20 protein-coding genes are annotated in these 18,404 nt (G+C 28.9%); 13 read left to right on the top strand and 7 right to left on the bottom strand.

Annotated elements, in window-relative coordinates; all coding sequences use genetic code 11:
* Position 1: 1 nt before the first annotated feature.
* From AANAER_RS06055 to AANAER_RS06040, 4 genes are all read right to left on the bottom strand, one after another.
* Complete coding sequence (locus AANAER_RS06055; protein ID WP_129081911.1) at positions 2-1,261, bottom strand: O-acetylhomoserine aminocarboxypropyltransferase/cysteine synthase family protein; 1,260 nt, start codon at positions 1,259-1,261, stop codon at positions 2-4.
* 64 nt (positions 1,262-1,325) lie between these two features.
* Positions 1,326-1,775 carry a protein tyrosine phosphatase family protein gene (locus AANAER_RS06050; protein WP_129081910.1) on the bottom strand — a complete coding sequence of 150 codons (450 nt, stop codon included), beginning with the start codon at positions 1,773-1,775 and terminating at the stop codon, positions 1,326-1,328.
* Positions 1,776-1,778: 3 nt separating this feature from the next.
* Complete coding sequence (locus tag AANAER_RS06045; RefSeq protein ID WP_129081909.1) at positions 1,779-2,789, bottom strand: adenosine deaminase; 1,011 nt, start codon at positions 2,787-2,789, stop codon at positions 1,779-1,781.
* Between the two features lie 73 nt (positions 2,790-2,862).
* Positions 2,863-3,492, bottom strand: a complete 630-nt coding sequence (locus AANAER_RS06040; RefSeq protein ID WP_129081908.1) for a LysE family translocator — start codon at positions 3,490-3,492, stop codon at positions 2,863-2,865.
* 153 nt (positions 3,493-3,645) lie between these two features.
* Here AANAER_RS06040 and AANAER_RS06035 point away from each other — a divergent pair, with 153 nt between their 5' ends.
* From AANAER_RS06035 to AANAER_RS06025, 3 genes are all read left to right on the top strand, one after another.
* Positions 3,646-3,906 carry a hypothetical protein gene (locus AANAER_RS06035; protein ID WP_129081907.1) on the top strand — a complete coding sequence of 87 codons (261 nt, stop codon included), beginning with the start codon at positions 3,646-3,648 and terminating at the stop codon, positions 3,904-3,906.
* Between the two features lie 134 nt (positions 3,907-4,040).
* Positions 4,041-5,120: a YeeE/YedE family protein gene (locus AANAER_RS06030; RefSeq protein ID WP_129081906.1), complete on the top strand. Its 1,080-nt coding sequence runs from the start codon at positions 4,041-4,043 to the stop codon at positions 5,118-5,120.
* A gap of 48 nt (positions 5,121-5,168) precedes the next feature.
* Positions 5,169-5,780, top strand: a complete 612-nt coding sequence (locus tag AANAER_RS06025) for an ACP phosphodiesterase (protein WP_129081905.1) — start codon at positions 5,169-5,171, stop codon at positions 5,778-5,780.
* On the opposite strand, the gene AANAER_RS06020 is transcribed toward AANAER_RS06025, so the two are convergent.
* Entirely contained in the window at positions 5,777-6,337 is a 561-nt protein-coding gene (locus AANAER_RS06020; RefSeq protein ID WP_129081904.1) for an LOG family protein, read from the bottom strand. The genes AANAER_RS06025 and AANAER_RS06020 overlap by 4 nt on opposite strands.
* A gap of 122 nt (positions 6,338-6,459) precedes the next feature.
* On the opposite strand from AANAER_RS06020, the gene AANAER_RS06015 reads away from it, so the two are divergent.
* The 8 genes from AANAER_RS06015 to AANAER_RS05980 all read left to right on the top strand — a co-directional run bounded on the left by AANAER_RS06015 (position 6,460) and on the right by AANAER_RS05980 (position 15,579).
* Entirely contained in the window at positions 6,460-6,879 is a 420-nt protein-coding gene (locus AANAER_RS06015; RefSeq protein ID WP_164969343.1) for an FKBP-type peptidyl-prolyl cis-trans isomerase, read from the top strand.
* A 92-nt stretch (positions 6,880-6,971) separates the two neighbouring features.
* Positions 6,972-7,391: an FKBP-type peptidyl-prolyl cis-trans isomerase gene (locus tag AANAER_RS06010; RefSeq protein ID WP_044416785.1), complete on the top strand. Its 420-nt coding sequence runs from the start codon at positions 6,972-6,974 to the stop codon at positions 7,389-7,391.
* 130 nt (positions 7,392-7,521) lie between these two features.
* Entirely contained in the window at positions 7,522-8,214 is a 693-nt protein-coding gene (locus AANAER_RS06005) for a response regulator transcription factor (protein ID WP_129081902.1), read from the top strand.
* Positions 8,204-9,889: an ATP-binding protein gene (locus tag AANAER_RS06000; RefSeq protein ID WP_129081901.1), complete on the top strand. Its 1,686-nt coding sequence runs from the start codon at positions 8,204-8,206 to the stop codon at positions 9,887-9,889. The genes AANAER_RS06005 and AANAER_RS06000 overlap by 11 nt, the downstream gene beginning before the upstream one ends.
* A 96-nt stretch (positions 9,890-9,985) precedes the next feature.
* Positions 9,986-10,768: a sulfate reduction electron transfer complex DsrMKJOP subunit DsrO gene (gene dsrO, locus AANAER_RS05995; protein ID WP_044415193.1), complete on the top strand. Its 783-nt coding sequence runs from the start codon at positions 9,986-9,988 to the stop codon at positions 10,766-10,768.
* On the top strand, positions 10,768-11,946 hold the full coding sequence (gene nrfD, locus AANAER_RS05990) for an NrfD/PsrC family molybdoenzyme membrane anchor subunit (protein WP_129081900.1): 1,179 nt from the start codon (positions 10,768-10,770) through the stop codon (positions 11,944-11,946). Before dsrO ends, nrfD begins: the two co-directional genes overlap by 1 nt.
* On the top strand, positions 11,939-14,959 hold the full coding sequence (locus tag AANAER_RS05985; RefSeq protein ID WP_129081899.1) for a molybdopterin-dependent oxidoreductase: 3,021 nt from the start codon (positions 11,939-11,941) through the stop codon (positions 14,957-14,959). Before nrfD ends, AANAER_RS05985 begins: the two co-directional genes overlap by 8 nt.
* A 125-nt stretch (positions 14,960-15,084) precedes the next feature.
* Positions 15,085-15,579: a flavodoxin gene (locus AANAER_RS05980; protein WP_129081898.1), complete on the top strand. Its 495-nt coding sequence runs from the start codon at positions 15,085-15,087 to the stop codon at positions 15,577-15,579.
* Here AANAER_RS05980 and AANAER_RS05975 read toward each other — a convergent pair.
* On the bottom strand, positions 15,576-15,887 hold the full coding sequence (locus AANAER_RS05975; RefSeq protein WP_129081897.1) for a cupin domain-containing protein: 312 nt from the start codon (positions 15,885-15,887) through the stop codon (positions 15,576-15,578). The genes AANAER_RS05980 and AANAER_RS05975 overlap by 4 nt on opposite strands.
* A 75-nt stretch (positions 15,888-15,962) precedes the next feature.
* Here AANAER_RS05975 and AANAER_RS05970 point away from each other — a divergent pair, with 75 nt between their 5' ends.
* On the top strand, positions 15,963-16,541 hold the full coding sequence (locus AANAER_RS05970) for a hypothetical protein (protein ID WP_129081896.1): 579 nt from the start codon (positions 15,963-15,965) through the stop codon (positions 16,539-16,541).
* 63 nt (positions 16,542-16,604) lie between these two features.
* Here AANAER_RS05970 and AANAER_RS05965 read toward each other — a convergent pair whose 3' ends face one another.
* Positions 16,605-17,210 carry a TetR/AcrR family transcriptional regulator gene (locus tag AANAER_RS05965; RefSeq protein ID WP_129081895.1) on the bottom strand — a complete coding sequence of 202 codons (606 nt, stop codon included), beginning with the start codon at positions 17,208-17,210 and terminating at the stop codon, positions 16,605-16,607.
* A gap of 100 nt (positions 17,211-17,310) precedes the next feature.
* Between AANAER_RS05965 and AANAER_RS05960 the strand changes: the two genes are divergently transcribed.
* Complete coding sequence (locus tag AANAER_RS05960) at positions 17,311-18,399, top strand: HlyD family secretion protein (protein ID WP_129081894.1); 1,089 nt, start codon at positions 17,311-17,313, stop codon at positions 18,397-18,399.
* Positions 18,400-18,404: the final 5 nt, after the last annotated feature.

Genomic DNA, 18,404 nt, shown 5'->3' with positions numbered 1-18,404 from the left:
ATTATTTTAAGGCATTATCCAAATCAGCTATTAAATCATCTACATCTTCAATACCGATAGATAATCTAATAAGCCCGGGAGTTACACCGCAAGCCAATAAATCTTCATCGCTCAGCTGCTGATGTGTTGTAGATGCACTGTGTGTTACGATAGATTTTGTATCACCTATATTTGTTACAAGTGAGAATATTTTTAATTTATCTATTGCATTTTTAGCAACATCAAATGAACCTACATCAAAAGAGAGCAATCCGCTTGCTCCGTCTTTTAAATATTTAACTGCATTGTCATAATTTTTATCACCCTCTAAAAGCGGATATTTTACCTCTTTTACTTTTGGATGGTTTTTCAAAAATTTTGCTATTTTCATTGCATTATCGCAATGAGCTTGCATTCTAACTTTTAAAGTCTCTAAACCTTGAATCATTAGCCAAGAGTTAAAAGGTGCGGGAACAGAACCTAAATCTCTTAAAAGACTAAGTCTTGCTCTTAAACAAAATGCAGGAAAATCTAAATCTGTATAAACCAAACCGTGGTAAGATTCATCAGGTTCATTAAAATGTGCATATTTGTCGTTTCCTTTTAAAAACTCGTTTAAGCCTTCTCTTTCAACAATAATTCCACCCATAGCAAGACCTTGTCCTGTTACATATTTTGAAGTTGAGTGAACAGATAAATCAATTCCCCAGTCAAAAGGTCTAAACATATATGAAGTAGCAACCGTATTATCAACTATTGATAAAATTTTATGTTTTTTTGCTATTTCAACGATTTTTTCAATATCGGGAATATCAATTGACGGATTTGAGATTGATTCAAAAAATATTGCTTTTGTATTTTCATCAATTAATTCTTCAGCTGTTTGTACGTTAAAAGTATCGAAAAATCTAACTTCTACTCCAAATCTTTTTAGTGTATGTACAAATTGAGTATATGTTCCACCGTAAAGTTTGTCTGAAGTTACGATATTGTCTCCAACTTTCGTACAGTTTGCTATTGCATAAAAAATTGCTGCCATTCCGGAAGCTGTTGCAAGTGCAGCAGCACCACCTTCAACTTGGGCAAATCTTTTTTCAAAAATATCTGTTGTAGGGTTTGATAATCTTGTATAAATATTTCCTAACTCTTTTAAAGAAAAAAGGTTTGCTCCGTGTTCCGTACTTTTAAATTCATATGCAGTAGTTTGGTATAAAGGTACCGCCATAGTAAGTTGTTCATCTTTTTCATAACCTGCATGAATCGCCAAGGTATTTGGTTGCATATTAATTCCTTTTAATATTTTAAAGTTGGTTATTTTATCGAAAAGTTACTAAATTTGTGGAGTTTTACAAGAGGTTTAACTCTTCAAATGAACTTTTCATTAGCTGCTGCCATTGTGTACTTGGAGTCCATTCATCAAAAACTTTTAAATCTATATTATCAAAAGGGGTATTTAAAACATGTTTATGAAAAAGATACATAAATGCCGTTGCTCTGTAGTTTAATGCACAATGAATCCAGACTCTTCTTTTAGCTAAAACTTTTAAAGTATTTAGAAAAACAGAAGCCTGTTCTACTTTAGGTTCTTCAAAATCAACGGGAATATGAAAATATGACATACCTAAAGAGGTAACTGTTTTATCCTCATTTTTAATTGCATTTGAAGCATTATAAAGTGCCAAATTGATAACAACTTCAAAACCTTCATCTTTTATTTTTTCAAACTCTTTTTGTGTTGGTTGTCCTGATGTTGAGATATTTTCATTTATTTTGATGTAATTTAGTATCTTTTCCATGGTTTATCCTTTAAAATTATTTACAACCTCATCCACTCTTTTTAAATACTTGATTTTTGTACCTTCATCAAGAAAAGAAGAGTTAAAAGAGTTTTTGACTAATTTGATTATATCATCTTTTGATAAATCAAGATTTTCATAAATATTTATAAAATTTTGATTTAAATATCCTTTAAAATATGAAGGGTCGTCTGAGTTTACGGTTACGTTTAATCCATAATCTAAAAGTTTTTTTATATTGTGTTCTTTATAACTTTCAAAAGCTTTTAATTCTATATTTGAGTTGGGACAAACCGTTAAAGGTATCTGCTCTTCTTTTAATCTTTGCATAAGTTCTTTTGAGTTTATAGCTTGAATACCGTGATCTATTCTATCTACTTTTAAAAGATCCAAAGAGTCGTAAATATATGAAACATCTCCTTCTTCTCCCGCATGAGCAACTATTTTAAAACCTTCATCTTTTGCTTTTTTGAAAAGCTGTTCAAACTTTGAGGGAGGATTCCCAAGTTCGGAAGAGTCAAGTCCAACTCCTATAATATCTTTTTTAAAAGGCAAAGCCTCTTCTAAAGTTTTAAACCCCTCTTCTTGACTTAGATGTCTTAAAAAACACATTATTATTTTAGAAGTTATTCCAAACTCTTTTTTTGCATCTTCCAAAGCCTCTTTTATTCCGCTAAGTACTGTTTCAAAAGAAATCCCTCTTGTAGTATGACTTTGAGGGTCAAAAAATATTTCTGTATGAATAATATTATTTTCTACGCATTTTAAAATATATTCCCAAGTTAAAGCATAAAAATCCTCTTTTGTTTGAAGAACATTTGCTCCCGCGTAATAGATATCCAAAAAACTTTGCAAATTTGTAAAATTGTAAGCTTTTTTTATATCTTCAATTGTTTTATAAGGTATTTCTACAGAGTTTTTTTTAGCTAGTTCAAACATAAGTTCAGGTTCTAAAGTACCTTCAATATGTAAATGCAATTCCGCTTTCGGTAAGTTTTTAATTAAATCTATCATCTCTTTGTCCATATTTTTATTTTTTATTATACAGTTTTCTATTTATAATAAAGACAAAGAATGATTCTAATTTTTAATTTCTATTTGTTGAAGAGAGTAAAACACCTGCTGTTATAAAAACTCCACCTGTAATTTTGTTAAAAAACTTTGCCCTTCCGCTTTGCATAAACCAAGCTGATGACTTATGACCCAAATAAGCATAAAAAAGCAGCCAAGATAACTCTAAAGAGGCAAATGTCATAACAAAAATAATATATTGCGTAAAAAGAGGTTCATTTGGATTTATAAACTGAGGAAACAAAGCAACAAAAAATACTATAGCTTTAGGATTGCTTCCGCCTACTAAAAAACCGCTGAAAAAAGAAGCTAGTTTATCTCTTTTTTTTGATTTTTTTGTTTTTTCAAAGTGATAATTTTCCTCTTTTGAAGTCAGACTCTTATATCCCAAATAGATTAGGTATAAAGCTCCTGCATACTTAATAAGAGTAAAAACAAGATCTGATGAGGCTATTATTATACCAAGACCGGTAAAAGAGAGAGTCATAATACAAAGTATGGCAAGAAGACTTCCAAGTGCTGTATAAATTGCATAATTAAAACCCAAAGTTACCGATTTTGTTACACATAAAAGAACGCTAGGTCCAGGAGATGCCGTAAGTATTAAAATTGCTATTAAATAATATACCCAAATATGAAAATCCATTTTATCTCCTATATCTAGTTGATTTAAGTTATTTGTAAAGTTTCATTTATTATATATTCAATATCAAATTTTGTCAATATAAGCCTTGTCTATTAAATACATAATTATAATTTATGTTTTGATACAATACGGCAAATAAAGAAGAGGGAAAATATGGATTATATAAAAGATTTAGAGAATTTGTTAAAAACAGATATTTTGATTGAAGTAAACGACGATATTAAAGAGTTGCAAAAAGAGTTAGAAAAAAAGAAAAAAAAAGCTTTGAATGAAGAGTTGGAATATATGTTGCAAGTAAAACAATACTTTGATGAAGTACTTCTAGATATTGAGAACAATTCAATAACCCAAGAGCAGGCTTTAGATATTTTGGAAGGTTTAGAAGAGATGAAAGTTGATAATCAAGAGATATAAAACAATCTTGACTATTTTAATCATATATATTTTAGCTTAAATTATATTTTTAATAAAAAGTTCCTATATAACTCTTATTATTAAATTTATATAATACTAAAATTAAAAGTTTATTCATTTAGTAAGGATTAGATATGCATGATTTTGAAGTTTATGAAATAGTCAATATTTTAGGTTTTTTGCTGGGACTTGCCTTTGGTGCTATTGCACAAAAGAAACAGTTTTGTTTCAGCGGTTCAATAAAAGATTATATTCTTACTAAATCTACAATGAGAGGCTCATCCGTACTTACGGCAATGCTAGTAGCAGTTATATCAACATACCTTGTAGCCTCTTTTTATGAAATAGATTTAACACAAAGTTATTATTATAGAGACAATGTAAACTATTTTGCAATCATTTTTGGAGGATTAATTTTCGGTGTGGGAATGATGCTCTCAGACGGTTGCAGCAATAGACATCTGATAAAGTTTGCCCAAGGAGATATAAACTCTTTGATAGTGTTGGTTTTCCTTGCAATTTTTGCTTATGCAACGGCAAAAGGAATGTTATCTGAAGTTATTAATCCTATTGTAAATAATCCAATCTTAATAGAATGGTCAAGTTATATAGGAAATATCAGTATGAATTTTTATTTTATTGTTGCGGTTTTATTAGTTCTTATCTATATATTAGTAAAAAAAGTTAATAGATTGGCAAGTTTGTGGGATGGTTTATTAATAGGACTTTTTATTGCAGCAGCTTGGTATGTAACGGGAGTTTACGGTCAAGAGAGTATGGAAAGAATTGTAGAACTAAACGGGATTACTTTTGTTTATCCAAGTGCAAAAAGTCTGGAGTTTTTTACTTTTTATCAGATTTCGGAATTGACTTTTCCCGTAACTTTAGTATTTGGAGTTATAGCAGGAGCCTTTTTGATGTCAAAAATCAATAGAAAATATAGTTTTGGATGTACGGCATCAAAAGGTCAGCATAAATTAAAATACAATATTATAGGCGGAAGTTTAATGGGAATCGGAGGAATAATGGCTATCGGATGTACGGTAGGTCAAGGATTAACAGGTCTTTCAACCCTTGCTTTTTCATCTTTGGTTGCAATTGTTTCAATCTTTATTTCAGGAACAATAACGGCAATAATTTTAAATAAAAAAAGCAAACTTCCTATGTGTTTTATCTTTGAATGGAAAGACAGCACACCTAATTATCAAATTTAAAAGTAGAAAATATTCTACTTTTAAACTAATTTCTGCTATTTTCACTCTATGAATTGGATTGCCCACATTTTTTTATCTGAATATAATATTGATTTTCAAATAGGTAACTACCTTGCAGACCCGCTTAAAGGAAAGATTTGGCAAGAGGCTAATGAAAGTCTAAAAAAAGGTATGAATCTTCATAAAACTATTGATTCATATACAGACTCACATCAACTTTTTAAAAGAAGTAAACAAAGAATAGGAAAAGGAGTTCTTAGAGCTGTAGTAATTGATTTGACTTATGATTATCTGCTTACCAAAAACTGGGATAAATTTTGTAAAATCCCTATGGATGCTTTTTTTGACGAATTTAATATAAGAGCAAGAAACAGATTAAAAGATATTCCTAAAAATGCTCAAGTTCCTTTGGAAAGGTTAATTGATTATGATATTTTAAACAGATATAAAACTTTGCAAGATTTAGAAAAAGCTTTTTTAAGAGTAGATAAAAAACTTTCACAAAGATTATTAAAAAGAGATAGTAACAGCAGATATTTTGGAACTGTTTCAAAAAATATCTCAAATCTTGAAGATGATTTTTTAGAGTTTTTCCCTCAATTATGTTTTGAAATTAAAAAATATATTAATGAGTCAAAATTGACTCATTGGAAAATTTAATCCCATTTTTTCTTAGGCGGGATATAATTTTGCATAGCTTTTAAAAGCTCTTCTTTATTATCCGTTTTAATAAGTTTATTAAAATACTCTTTTTTCATAAACTCTTTTTCACACATATTTTCAAGCATTTCAAAAAGTTTGTCGTAAAAACCGTTTATATTAAAAAAAGCACAAGGTTTTGTATGAAATCCAAGTTGAGCCCAAGTCCAAACTTCAAAGATCTCTTCTAACGTTCCAGCACCTCCGGGAAGAGCTACAAAGGCATCCGCTTTTTCTGCCATTAAAGCTTTTCGTTCATGCATTCCCGGAACAACCTCTAATTTGGTAACTGTTTCATGGGCTAACTCTTTATCTTTTAGATACTCAGGAATCACACCGTAAACTTTTCCGCCGTTTTGCATAATAGAATCAGCGATAGTTCCCATAAGTCCTACTTTTCCACCACCGTAAACGATATCTATACCGTTTTGAGCAAAATATTTTCCTAACTCTTTTGTTGCATTTACGAAATCAACACTATTTCCACTGCTTGAACCACAAAAAACTGCCACTGTCATATATTTTACTCCTTATATTCATCTTTTAAGGCAGAGATTATATATAAAAAGGGCTAAAAAGATTTAATTCTTATATTATTATATTTAGATAATATACAAAGAAAAGAGATAAAAGGATGATTATGGCAATAAAAAATAATCAATTAGTACAAATGCATTATGAATTAAAAGTAGACGATAATATGCTTGAAACAAATTTTGAAGCAAGTCCTATCGAGTTTGAATACGGAAAAGGTGAGATTTTACCTGCTTTGGAAATGGCTATAAAAGAGATGGAAGAAGGTCAAACAAAAGATATAAATATCAAAGCTAAAGATGCTTACGGAGAGCATAATCCAAAACTTGCGGAGACTTTACCTATATCAGATTTTGAGGGTATTGACTTGGAAATAGGATTAGTGCTTGAAGCAGATGAAGAAAACGGTGAAATTATTAAAGCTACCGTTACGGAAGTTACAAAAGACAGCGTTACTGTTGATTATAATCATCCTCTTGCAGGTTGTGATTTGGATTTTAAGGTTTTAATAAAAAGAATAGTTTAATTTTACAAATAATTTAAATATATATTTTTCATTTACCTCCATCTAAAAAAGTTTAGCTATAGTTTTAATACAACATCAAAAAAAGGATCAGTATGGCTATAGAAAACAATCAAATAGTGTCAATTAACTACGAACTAAAAATTGGAGGAGAAATTGTTGATAGCAATATTGACAAAGAGCCTTTAGAGTTTACATTTGGATCGGGACAAATTATTCCGGGATTGGAATCAAGAATTGCAGATATGAATGAAGAGGAGTCAAAAGATATAACTGTTCCATCTTCAGAAGCATACGGTGAATATAATCCCGAAGCAAAACAAATGGTACCAAAAGAGCAGTTCGGAGATTTGGAACTTCAAATAGGAATGCCTCTGCAAGGTCAAGGACAAGACGGAAACCCTATTCAAGTAGTGGTTACGAATATCTTAGACAATGAAGTTGAAATCGACTTAAACCACCCGTTAGCAGGAAAAGATTTAGACTTTTCTATTACCGTTAAATCAATTAAATAATTCATTGGTCTTTCCAATGAATTATCCTTTTAATCCTCCAAAATTCTAATTAAAAACTTAAATTGCAGATGTTTTATATAATATATTATAGTGTATACTAAATAGATAATTTATATAATGGAAACTATATATGTCAGATAATAATCAATTATTAGAACTCTTATCAAACAAAAAAGTCTTATATGCTGAAGATGAAAAAGGTATACAAAATAATGTTGTAAAAATATTAAAACTATATTTTGATAATGTCATCACCGCAAGTAACGGGGAAGAAGCTTTAGATGAATATCTAATAAATAAACCTGATGTTGTTATTCTTGATATTTGTATGCCACATATTGATGGATTAGAGGTTGTAAAAAAAATAAGAGAAGATAATAAAAAAATCCCTATTATAATTTTAAGTGCTTATACGGATAATGAATATTTGTGGAGAGCTGTAGAACAAAAGATTTGTAAGTATTTAACTAAACCATTTAAAAAAGATCAATTTATAGAAGCATTAAAAACTGTTTCACTTGAACTTAGTAATTATGAAACAAAAGTAAAAATTGCGCAAGGATATTATAATCCTTTTAATAAAATTTTTACCATAAAAGAAAAAGAGATTCAATTATCGATAAATGAAAGTAAAATGTTAGACTATCTTCTTTCAAAAGTTAATCAAACAGTTACATATGAAGAACTTTTTGATTATATATGGATAGAAGATGAATTTCCATCAAAAGATGCCTTAAAAGCATTGATAAAAGATTTAAGAAAAATCATTGGAAAAGAGACAATAAAAAATATTTTCGGCGTGGGTTATAAAATTGAAGTTTAATATAAATTCTTTACAAAAAAACACTTCAACAAAAACAAAAACAACAGTATTAGTTGTAGGAATGTTTTTTGTTTTATCTTTATTTTTTATATATATGCAATATGCTACAACAAAAGAGTTTATACAAGAAAGCCAAAAAGCATATGAAAAAAAACTTAACTCGATTTTTACAGAATCAATTATTAGAGTTAAAAAGTTTTATCACAACAGAGGATTAGCAAATCTAAATTCATATGGAATACAAGAAGCTCTTAAAAATAAAGATAAAAAAAGATTAATTAATCTTTCTAAAAATCGTTGGGATATTTTAAGCCATGAAAATAATTTTCTAAGCTCTATGATTTTTTTTGATAATGAAAAAAATATTTTAACTTATCTAGGAGAAAAACCGCCTAAAAAAAACCTAAGCAATGACTCCTCTTTTATTTATGATAAAAATAAGAGACTAAACTATAGAATAGTTATTCCTTCGCCCAAACAAAACGGTTATCTTGTTTTTATCATAAAACCAACATACTTTTTATCTGAAATATATCATTTAGCAAATATAGAATCTTATATTATTTCAAAATATGACTCAATATTTATCAGTCTTAAAAAATCACAAGATTTGCATCTGTCAAAATTTTTAAATAAACACAAAAACAATATACCTAAACTATTTAATATTAATTCAAATATTTTTACAACTCACAATATTGATATAAAAGATATAGATAATAAAAACAATTTTAAAATAGCATTTTTTCAAGATATAACTTCAGGGCAGCAAAGACTTTCCCAAACAGTATTAAAAAGTTTTCTTCTTATTTCAATATTAGGAACTATCTTATTGATTGTTTTACATTATGGATTTAAAGTTTTAATCGTAAGACTGGAAGAGAGTCAAGAAAAACTATTTTCTTTAAATAAAAACCTTGAAAAAAGAGTCAAAGAAGAGGTTGCTTTAAAAACAAAAAAAGAGAAAGAAGCAAAAGAGAAAGAAAGAATTCTTATTCATCAAAGTAAACTTGCAAGTATGGGAGAGATGATAGGAAGTATTGCTCATCAATGGAGACAACCATTAACCCAATTAAGCAGTATCTTAGTTTTAATTGAGTTAATGTTTGAAAAAGGAAAATTAAAAAAAGAGGAATTAAGAGAATCAATTGAAGAAGCAGAAGAACAAATAAGTTTTATGTCAAAAACAATAGATGATTTTAGAAACTTTTTTAAACCGGATAAAGAAAAGAAAATATTTAGTCCAAAAAAAAGTATTGAAAAAAGTTTATCTCTAATCTCTTCAAGCTTAGAGAATAACCATATAAATATAAAGCTTAATTTTAAAGAAGAAAAAGAAATAGATGGATATGAAAATGAGTTTTCACAAGTAATTCTAAATATATTAAGTAATGCAAAAGATATATTAATAGAAAAACAGATTAAAAATCCGGAGATATCAATTCAAATTGATATTTTTGAAAATAATTCAAGAATACAAATATGCGATAATGCAGGAGGGATAGATTTAACTCCGATTGAAAAAATTTTTGAACCTTATGTTAGTACAAAACATGCAAGTAGCGGAACAGGAATAGGTTTGTATATGAGTAAGAACATTATAGAAAAAAGTATGAATGGCTCATTAAACGTATTAAATAATGATAAAGGTGCTTGCTTCATAATAATATTATAATTTCCTCTAATTTAAATTAACTAAAAGTTTATTCTCCCTAATTTCTCACAAGTTATTGTTATAGTTTTCCTAATAGTATATAAGGAGGCTATAATTATGGATGAATCAAAAAGAAATTTCATAAAAGGTGGCTTAGCATCATTATTTGTTGCAAGTACCTCTGCTAATGCTTTTTCCCTAAAAAATCCAGGTAGAGATAAAAAAGATTCAAGATATATTGGCGATAAAACTAAACATTATGCCATGGTGATTGATCTTAGACAATGTATTGGTTGTCAGTCATGTACTTCTGCTTGTATGGTAGAAAACAACGTACCCCAAAATCAAAATAGAACTTCAGTAACAGAGATGGAACTAGGCGAATTTCCAGATGTTAGAAAAGCTTTTTTACCTCAACTTTGTAATCACTGTGATGATCCTGCATGTGTTCCCGTTTGTCCGACAGGTGCAACTTTTAAAAGAGAAGACGGAATTGTAGTTGTTGACTCAGAGATTTGTTGGGGATGTGGATATTGTGCAAATGCCTGTCCATATGACAAAAGATTTATGAATAAAGAAACAAAAGTTATGGATAAATGTACTTTTTGTGCCCACAGAGTTGATGAGGGATTACTTCCTGCTTGTGTTGAAACATGTGTAGGCGGAGCTAGAATTTTCGGAGATCTAAATGATAAAACTTCGGAAGTATCAAAACTATTATCAAACTACCCAACAACTGTATTAAAAAGTGAACAAGGAACAAAACCACAGGTTTTTTATATTGGACTTGATGGTCGTATGGAAGAAGTATTAAATGCCACAGCCAATCTTGATGATATCATGAGAAAAGAGATTGGTATAAAAGAGCATGAATGGGCAACAATGAAAGGAGAAGAGTAATGGATACTTTAATAACAACACTTTCGGCAATAACTCCTGATAGAATATGGGGAATTGATATTCCAAACTACTTTTGGTTTACAGGAAGCTCAGCAGCTGCTTTTATTATTTCAAGTTTTGCCCATGTTTTTGGAATGGAAAAATACAAACCAATTGCAGGATTCTCTCTTTTAATGGCACTTGTTCTTTTAATTGCAGCACCTTTAAATCTTATAGATGATTTATCTCAACCCGGAAGATTAGCAAATTTCTTTTTATATGGATGGGAGAATTTTCCAACTTCACCTATGAAATGGGGAGTTTTATTACTTATGGCTTACCCTATTTTAATATTTTTTGAAGCTTTAGTTTTATACAGACCCTATTTTGTGAAAAAAATGAATTTTAATAAAGGAATAAAAAGAAAAATCTATTCTTTATTATCTCTAGGAAGAACACAATTAAATAGTGAGGAAACGGCAAAAGATCATAGATATGGCTTTATTTTAGGCTCAATTGGTATTCCTCTTGCTTTATGTGTTCATGGTTATACAGGATATATTTTGGGAGCTGTTCATGGCAATTATTTATGGAGTACTCCATTGATGCCAATTTTATTTTTAGCATCTGCAATGGTTTCAGGAACAGGGCTTTTAATAATACTTATTCCGATATTCCAAAAATTCTTTACAACTCAAAGAAGAGTTGATAAAAGTATTATTGCAGAACTTGCAAAATTATTAGCTTGGTTTATTGTAATAGATTTGACCATCCGTGCTTTATGGCTTAGCTTTGCTATACCTTTTGGAAATGAACCTAAAAACTACTTGTTGGAGTTTTTTACAATGCATTTTAATATTACTGTATATATTGAATATATTTTATGCCTTATCATCCCTATGATTATAGGTTTTTCTAAGTTAAGACATAATCTTCCACTTGTATTTATAACAGGTATTGTAGTTGCGATGGGAGTATGGCTATTTAGATGGAGTACAGTAATCGGCGGGCAAACTATTCCAAGAAGTATGCCGGGCTTTTTAGAATATTCTCCTCATATGATAGGACAAGGAAGTATAACAGCAATAATAGCAAATTGGTTATTTTTTATTGCCCTTGTTTGTCTTGTAACATCGCTATTTCCATGGGATGAAGAAATGGAAGAACACTATAACGAAAAAGGATTAAATCATGAATAAAAATAGAAGAAGATTTTTATTGGGTACGACTGTTGTTGCAGGTTGTGCCTCTGTAGTAGGATATAAAGATACCTTAAAAGCAGCAGCAACAATGAGTAGAAACGGTGTAAAAACCCAAGATCCTATTTATACGAACTCTTTAGAAACAGAAGGAGAAATTGAAAAAATTTTTTCAAAAAATGAAGAATTTTCATTAAGAAATAGCGTTTGTAACGGATGCACTACTCACTGCGGGGTTAGAGTTAAAGTAGATAATAAAAAAGATACTGTTGTTAAAGTTTCAGGTAATCCATATAGTCCCTTATCAACAGATCCTTGGTTACCATACAATACACCAATTGAAAAAAGTTTTTCATTATTAGGGAAAGATTCTAAAGATTACACAAAATATAGATCAACTGCATGTGCAAGGGGAAATGTAGTCTTTGATAAAATAAATAATGAACTAAGAGTATTAAAACCTTTAAAAAGAGTTGGCAAAAGAGGTGAGAATAGATGGAAAGAGATAGAAATAGAACAACTTCTTGAAGAGATAACAAAAGGTGGAAATCTTTTTGGAGAAGGTGAAGTTGAAGGTTTGGCTTCAATTAGAGATTTAAAAAAACCTTTAAAAAAAGAGAATCCTGAAATGGGTCCAAAAGCAAATCAATTATGTATTTTAGGTACAGGTGATGACGGAAGAAAAGCTTATATGGTTCATAGATTTAGAAACTCTTTTGGAACCGTAAACTATCAAGGGCATACTTCAATTTGTGGATTATCAATGCGTTCGGGAGAAGCTTCATATTTAGGAGATTTTAAAAAATATCCCCATTTAAAACCTGATTTTGAATATTGTGAATACCTTTTAACTTTTGGAACTGCACCAGGACAAGCGGGAAATCCTTTTAAAAGACAAGGGAAACTTCTTGTAAAAGGTAGAGTTAAAGAGAATCTAAAATGTGTAACTGTAGCTCCAATGCTTACAAACTCAGATAATATTGCAGTTGGAGAAAAAAGTGAATGGATACCAATTTTGCCAGGAGGAGACTTGGCCTTTGCTATGGGATTATTACAGGTTATTATAAATGAGTCTTTATATAATGAAAAATATCTAAGAATCCCTTCAATACAAGCTCAAAAAAGACTAAATGATGCATCTTATACTAATGCCGCACATCTTATAATACAAGATGAAGAGAAAAAAGGACATATTCTACAAGATGGTAAAGAGGCTCTTGTAATAGATAGCGTTGATAAAATATTAAAAAAAGCATCATTAGTTGATCAAGCTGAATTATTTGTTAATCAAGAGGTAGTTTTTGATAATAAAACCTACAATGTAAAAAGTGCAATGACTCTATTAAAAAATAGTGCAGATGAACAAACTTTAGATACATATGCAAAAGAAGCAGGAATAAATAAAGAAAAAATCATATCAGTAGCTAGAGAGTTTACTTCTCACGGTAGAAAAGCTGCAACGGACTGCCATGGTGGAACAATGCATACTACAGGATTTTATACAACATATGCAATTATGATGTTAGGAGCTATGGTCGGTAATCTAAACTACAAAGGAGGAATGAGTTCAGGAGGAGGAAGATACAAAGATTTTAAAGGTTTAAAATACAATCTTCTAGGATATAAAGGAAAAGTAAAACCTAAAGGTTACAGAGTAGATAAAACAAGAGTTGCCTATGAAAAAACAGCAGAATATAAACAAAAAGTTGAACAAGGCATAAATCCTTATCCTGCAAAAGATACATGGTATCCTTTTACTAATGCAATTGAATCAGATATTATCACAAATAGTGCAAATGAATATCCGTATAAATTAAAAGCTTTAATAAGTTGGAATGCAAATTTTGTATATGGACAAAGTGGATCACAAAATATTACAAAACTATTAAAAGACCCAAATAAATCTGTACCTTTAATAATTGCAATTGATCCTTTTATAAATGAAACTTCACAATATGCAGATTATATTGTGCCCGATTCTGTTATTTATGAGACTTGGGGAGTTGCAGGAGCATGGGCAGGATATCAAACTAAAATAAATACAGCAGCATTTCCTACAATAAAACCAAAACAAGCAACTTTTAAAAACGGTGAACCTATTTGTATGGATAGTTTTATGATCGAATTAGGTAAAAAACTAAATCTTCCCGGATTTGGAGAAAATGCAATTATAGGAAATAATGGGAAAAAATATCCTCTAAATAGACCTCAAGATTTTTATATTAGAGCTTTTGAAAATATTGCCCTTGATAAAGGAGGAGTTCCAGATATAACAGATGAAGAGATAAAAGTATCTAGTTTAGAACCATATATAAATACACTTAAAAATATTTGTGAAGATAATTGGAGAAAAACTGCATATGTGATGGCAAGAGGTGGAAGATTTGAAAGTAAAGAGAGGGGATATATAAAAGATAAACTTTCACACAAATATGAAAAGATGATTAATATATATAATCAAACAGTTGGTCTGTCAAAACATGCTTTAACAGGAGAGAGTTTTAGTGGAGTACCGAAATTTTATCAAGCAAGACTTAATAATGGAGATCTTTTAAAAGATATATATCCAAAAAGTAAATTTCCAATGTTGGCTTTTAGTTACAAATCAAATGTATTATCACAATGCGATGCTTCAAGTAGTAAACTTCAAAATATCAGATTTACAACTTATATTGATATAAATCCTAAAACAGCAAAAGGCAGAGGTTTAAATCATGGTGATATGGTAAAACTATCTTCACAAGATGGAGTTGTAAAAGGTATGTTAAGATATAGAAACGGTTTATATCCTGAATGTATAGGAATAGAACATGGATTAGGCAGAGATGCCCAAGGAGCAGTTAGTATCACTATAAATGACAAAATTTTTAGTGCAAAAGTTGCAAGAAAAAGTGGAGTAAATATCAATAAACTAGGACTCTTGGATACATCAAGAAAATTATCAACACTTTGTGATTTTGTAATCGGTTCAAATGCACGGCAAGCTATCCCAATAGAGATTACAAAAGTTTAAAAACTGTCTTGGAAAACCAAGACAGTTTTTTATATTTTAATGAAAAAAATCTACTAAATATTTTTTATTTTTATTTAACTTAAAGATGTTAAATTTCCATTTTAAAACACTAAGAAGGATTTATTATGGATAAAATTGGATTATTTTACGGTAGTGATACGGGAACAACCGAAGAGATTGTAGAAAAAATTAAAGATGCCTTTTCAAAAGAGATAAGCCTTCATAATATAGCTGAATCTTCGAAAGAAGATATGGAAAAATACGATAAACTTATTCTTGCTTCATCAACTTGGGGAGATGGTGATTTACAAGCGGATTGGGAAGATTTTGAAAACAATTTAGAAAATATAGACTTTAGTAATAGAACAGTTGCATTAGTTGGACTTGGAGATCAAGAGGGATATGATGATAGTTTTTGCAATGCACTTGGACACCTATATAATCATGTAAAAGATGCAAAAATTATTGGAAAAACTTCTACGGATGGATATGAATTTGAAGAATCAACAGCAGTTGTCGACGGAGAGTTTATTGGTTTAGTTTTAGATGAAGATAACCAAAATGATTTAACGGATAAAAGAATTGAAACTTGGATTAAACAAATAGAACCTTTATTCTAATAAAAGATGGCCAACCATAAGGTTGTTTCATCTTTTGAAGTATATTTGACTCTATGTTTAACATTTGCTTCAATATTTATATAATCCCCTACTTTTAAAGAAATTTCTTTATCTTCAAATTCTAAAACTGCTTCACCTTTTAAAATAATTACAAACTCATTTTCATCTTGCTTATACCAAAAATCATTTGGTGAAATTTGTCCGTTTGAAACAATTTTTTCAACTCTTATATTATCTTTTTTAAGTAAATCAAAAAATTGCTCTTTTTCTTTATTTATAATTAAATTATTAAATATATTTTCTATCATCACCTACCTTTAAAATCATTTATATACCGTTTATAAAACTAAGTTATAATAGTAAAAATAAAATTAAGGATTACTATGAAAAAGTTAATTTTAATAGGATTACTCTCTTTAAGTTCTACACTTTTTGCAAGCTCTGATTTAGGAGTAAGAGTTCAAACTAATGTAGGAAAAACAATAGTTGATGTAGGCTTTAGAAGTGATGATCACAGATATGATAGAAGATATAAAAACTTTAATTATAGAAAATATGGATATTTTGACAATTATGGTTACTATTTTGGATACTTTGATAGAACAGGATACTTTTTTAACAACATCTTTTTCCTTTATAACAGTAGATATACCTATTATGACAGATTACATAGGAGAGGATATTTTAGACCTGATCATATTCACTTTAGAAAATATAAATATACAAAAGGAAACGACTGGAATAAAATACATAAATATAGAAAAGAGAATGAAAGAATATATGGACACTATTATAATAAAAACCCAAATCCAAAACCTATGCAAAAATACAATAAAAATATAAAAACAAATCAAAAATTCAAAAATGAAAAACATATGAAAAAAAACGATAGATTTAAAAATGATAGAAAACAAAACAGAAGAGATGAAGACTATTACAGAAATAATCATCCAAGAAGATAGTAAAAAAAAAGAATTAGAAAATCTATGTCAATCTGATAAAATAATATTAAGGATTGACAAAGATTAAACTGTTTTATTTATTAAACCGTTTAGGAATAATTCAACTACACTTTTTACATGTGCATCAATTATATCAGGACTAGGAATTTCTTCTAACGCTAATAATACTCTAAAATGAAGATTTCCCCTTAACATACCCACAAAAGAATCAATATCTCTTATATCATAAGTTTCAATCTCTTTTGAATCAACCGCATCTTTAAAAATTTTATCTAAAATTTTAATCACCTTTTGAGGACCGTTTTCAAAAAATAATTTGGCAAGCTCAGGAAATCTGTTTGATTCAATTAGAATTACTTTAAATATACCTAACATTTTTGGTTGCATATATGCTTTTACCAAAGTGAAACCAAAATGAGCCAAATTTGATTTTAAAGTTTTATTTTCAAAATTTTCATTTTCAAGAGCTTTAATAATATCATCGGTATTTGTTAATATTAACTCTTTAAATATACCTTCTTTATTTCCAAACTCTTTATAGATAGTCCTTTTTGAGCCTCCAACTTGTTTGATTATATCATCAACACTTGTTGCACTATAACCGTAAGAATAAAATGAGTTTGCAGCTGCTTCTAAAATTTTTTCTCTTCTTTTTTCTTTATCAAACATATTTATTCCTAAAGTTTTTTACTTATTATAATTAAGGAAATCTTAAATTTTAGTTAGGTAATGTACGGTACCGTATTTATATATTAAAAAAAGGTTTAAGATGAAAGCAGAAAGAAAAAAATATCTTATACTATTTTTCTCTATTGTAATTTTTGTGTTTTTTTTATATGGCATATATATTTTTATTTATGGATCAAAAACAATTTCAACAGAAAATGCCTACACAAAAGCAGATTTGGCACAAGTTTCTCCAAAAATAGCTTCACCTGTAAAAAGTGTTGATGTAATAGATACACAGTATGTTAAAAAAGGTGATATCTTAGTAGTTTTGGATAATTCAGATGAAAAAATTGCTTTAAATATGGCAAAAGCAAATTTAAAATCTACAAAAAGAAAAATAGAAGAACTAATTAGCAAAGATGAAGAATTTGCAAAAAAATTAGATTTGGATAATGCAAGAATTGAAGCTTTAAAAGCAGTAGAAGAGAAAACTTTTATAGAATTACAAAAAGCAAAAAAAGATTTAAAAAGATACAAACAATTATTGAAACAAAAATCTATATCTATTCAAAAATTCGATGATATAAAACTTGTATTTGATAATTCAAAAAAATCATGGGAAGAAGCAAAACTAAATTTAAAAAGTGAAGCTGCATCAAAATTAGTTACTCTTGCACAAAAAGAATCGAATCTACAATTAATAAAAGATAAAAATATCGAAACAAATCCAGATGTTTTAAATGCAAAAGCAACTTTAGAAAAAGCACAATTAGACTTAGAAAGAACTATAATCAAAGCTCCTATCTCAGGTATTGTAACCCAAAAAAATGTAAAAGTAGGACAATATGTAACAACTAATAACAAGCTGCTTACTATTGTTCCCATTGACAATATTTACGTAAATGCAAATTTTAAAGAGAGCAAGTTAAAAAAAGTAAAAATTGGACAAAAAGTAGAACTGCATTCCGATTTATACGGTGATAATATAGTTTACCACGGTATTGTTGAAGGAATCTCAAGCTCAACAGGTTCTGAGTTATCTTTAATTCCTGCACAAAATGCCACGGGAAACTGGATTAAAGTTGTACAAAGATTACCAATAAGAATAAAAATTGATAAAAGTGACTTAAAAGCCAATCCTTTATATATGGGATTATCCATGTATGTAAAAATTTATTTAGATAAATAAACTAA

It is taken from the genome of Halarcobacter anaerophilus, from assembly GCF_006459125.1.
Lineage (GTDB): Bacteria > Campylobacterota > Campylobacteria > Campylobacterales > Arcobacteraceae > Halarcobacter > Halarcobacter anaerophilus.
Note: the sequence above shows the minus strand (reverse complement) of the source record. Positions and strands in the feature narration are given on the sequence as shown.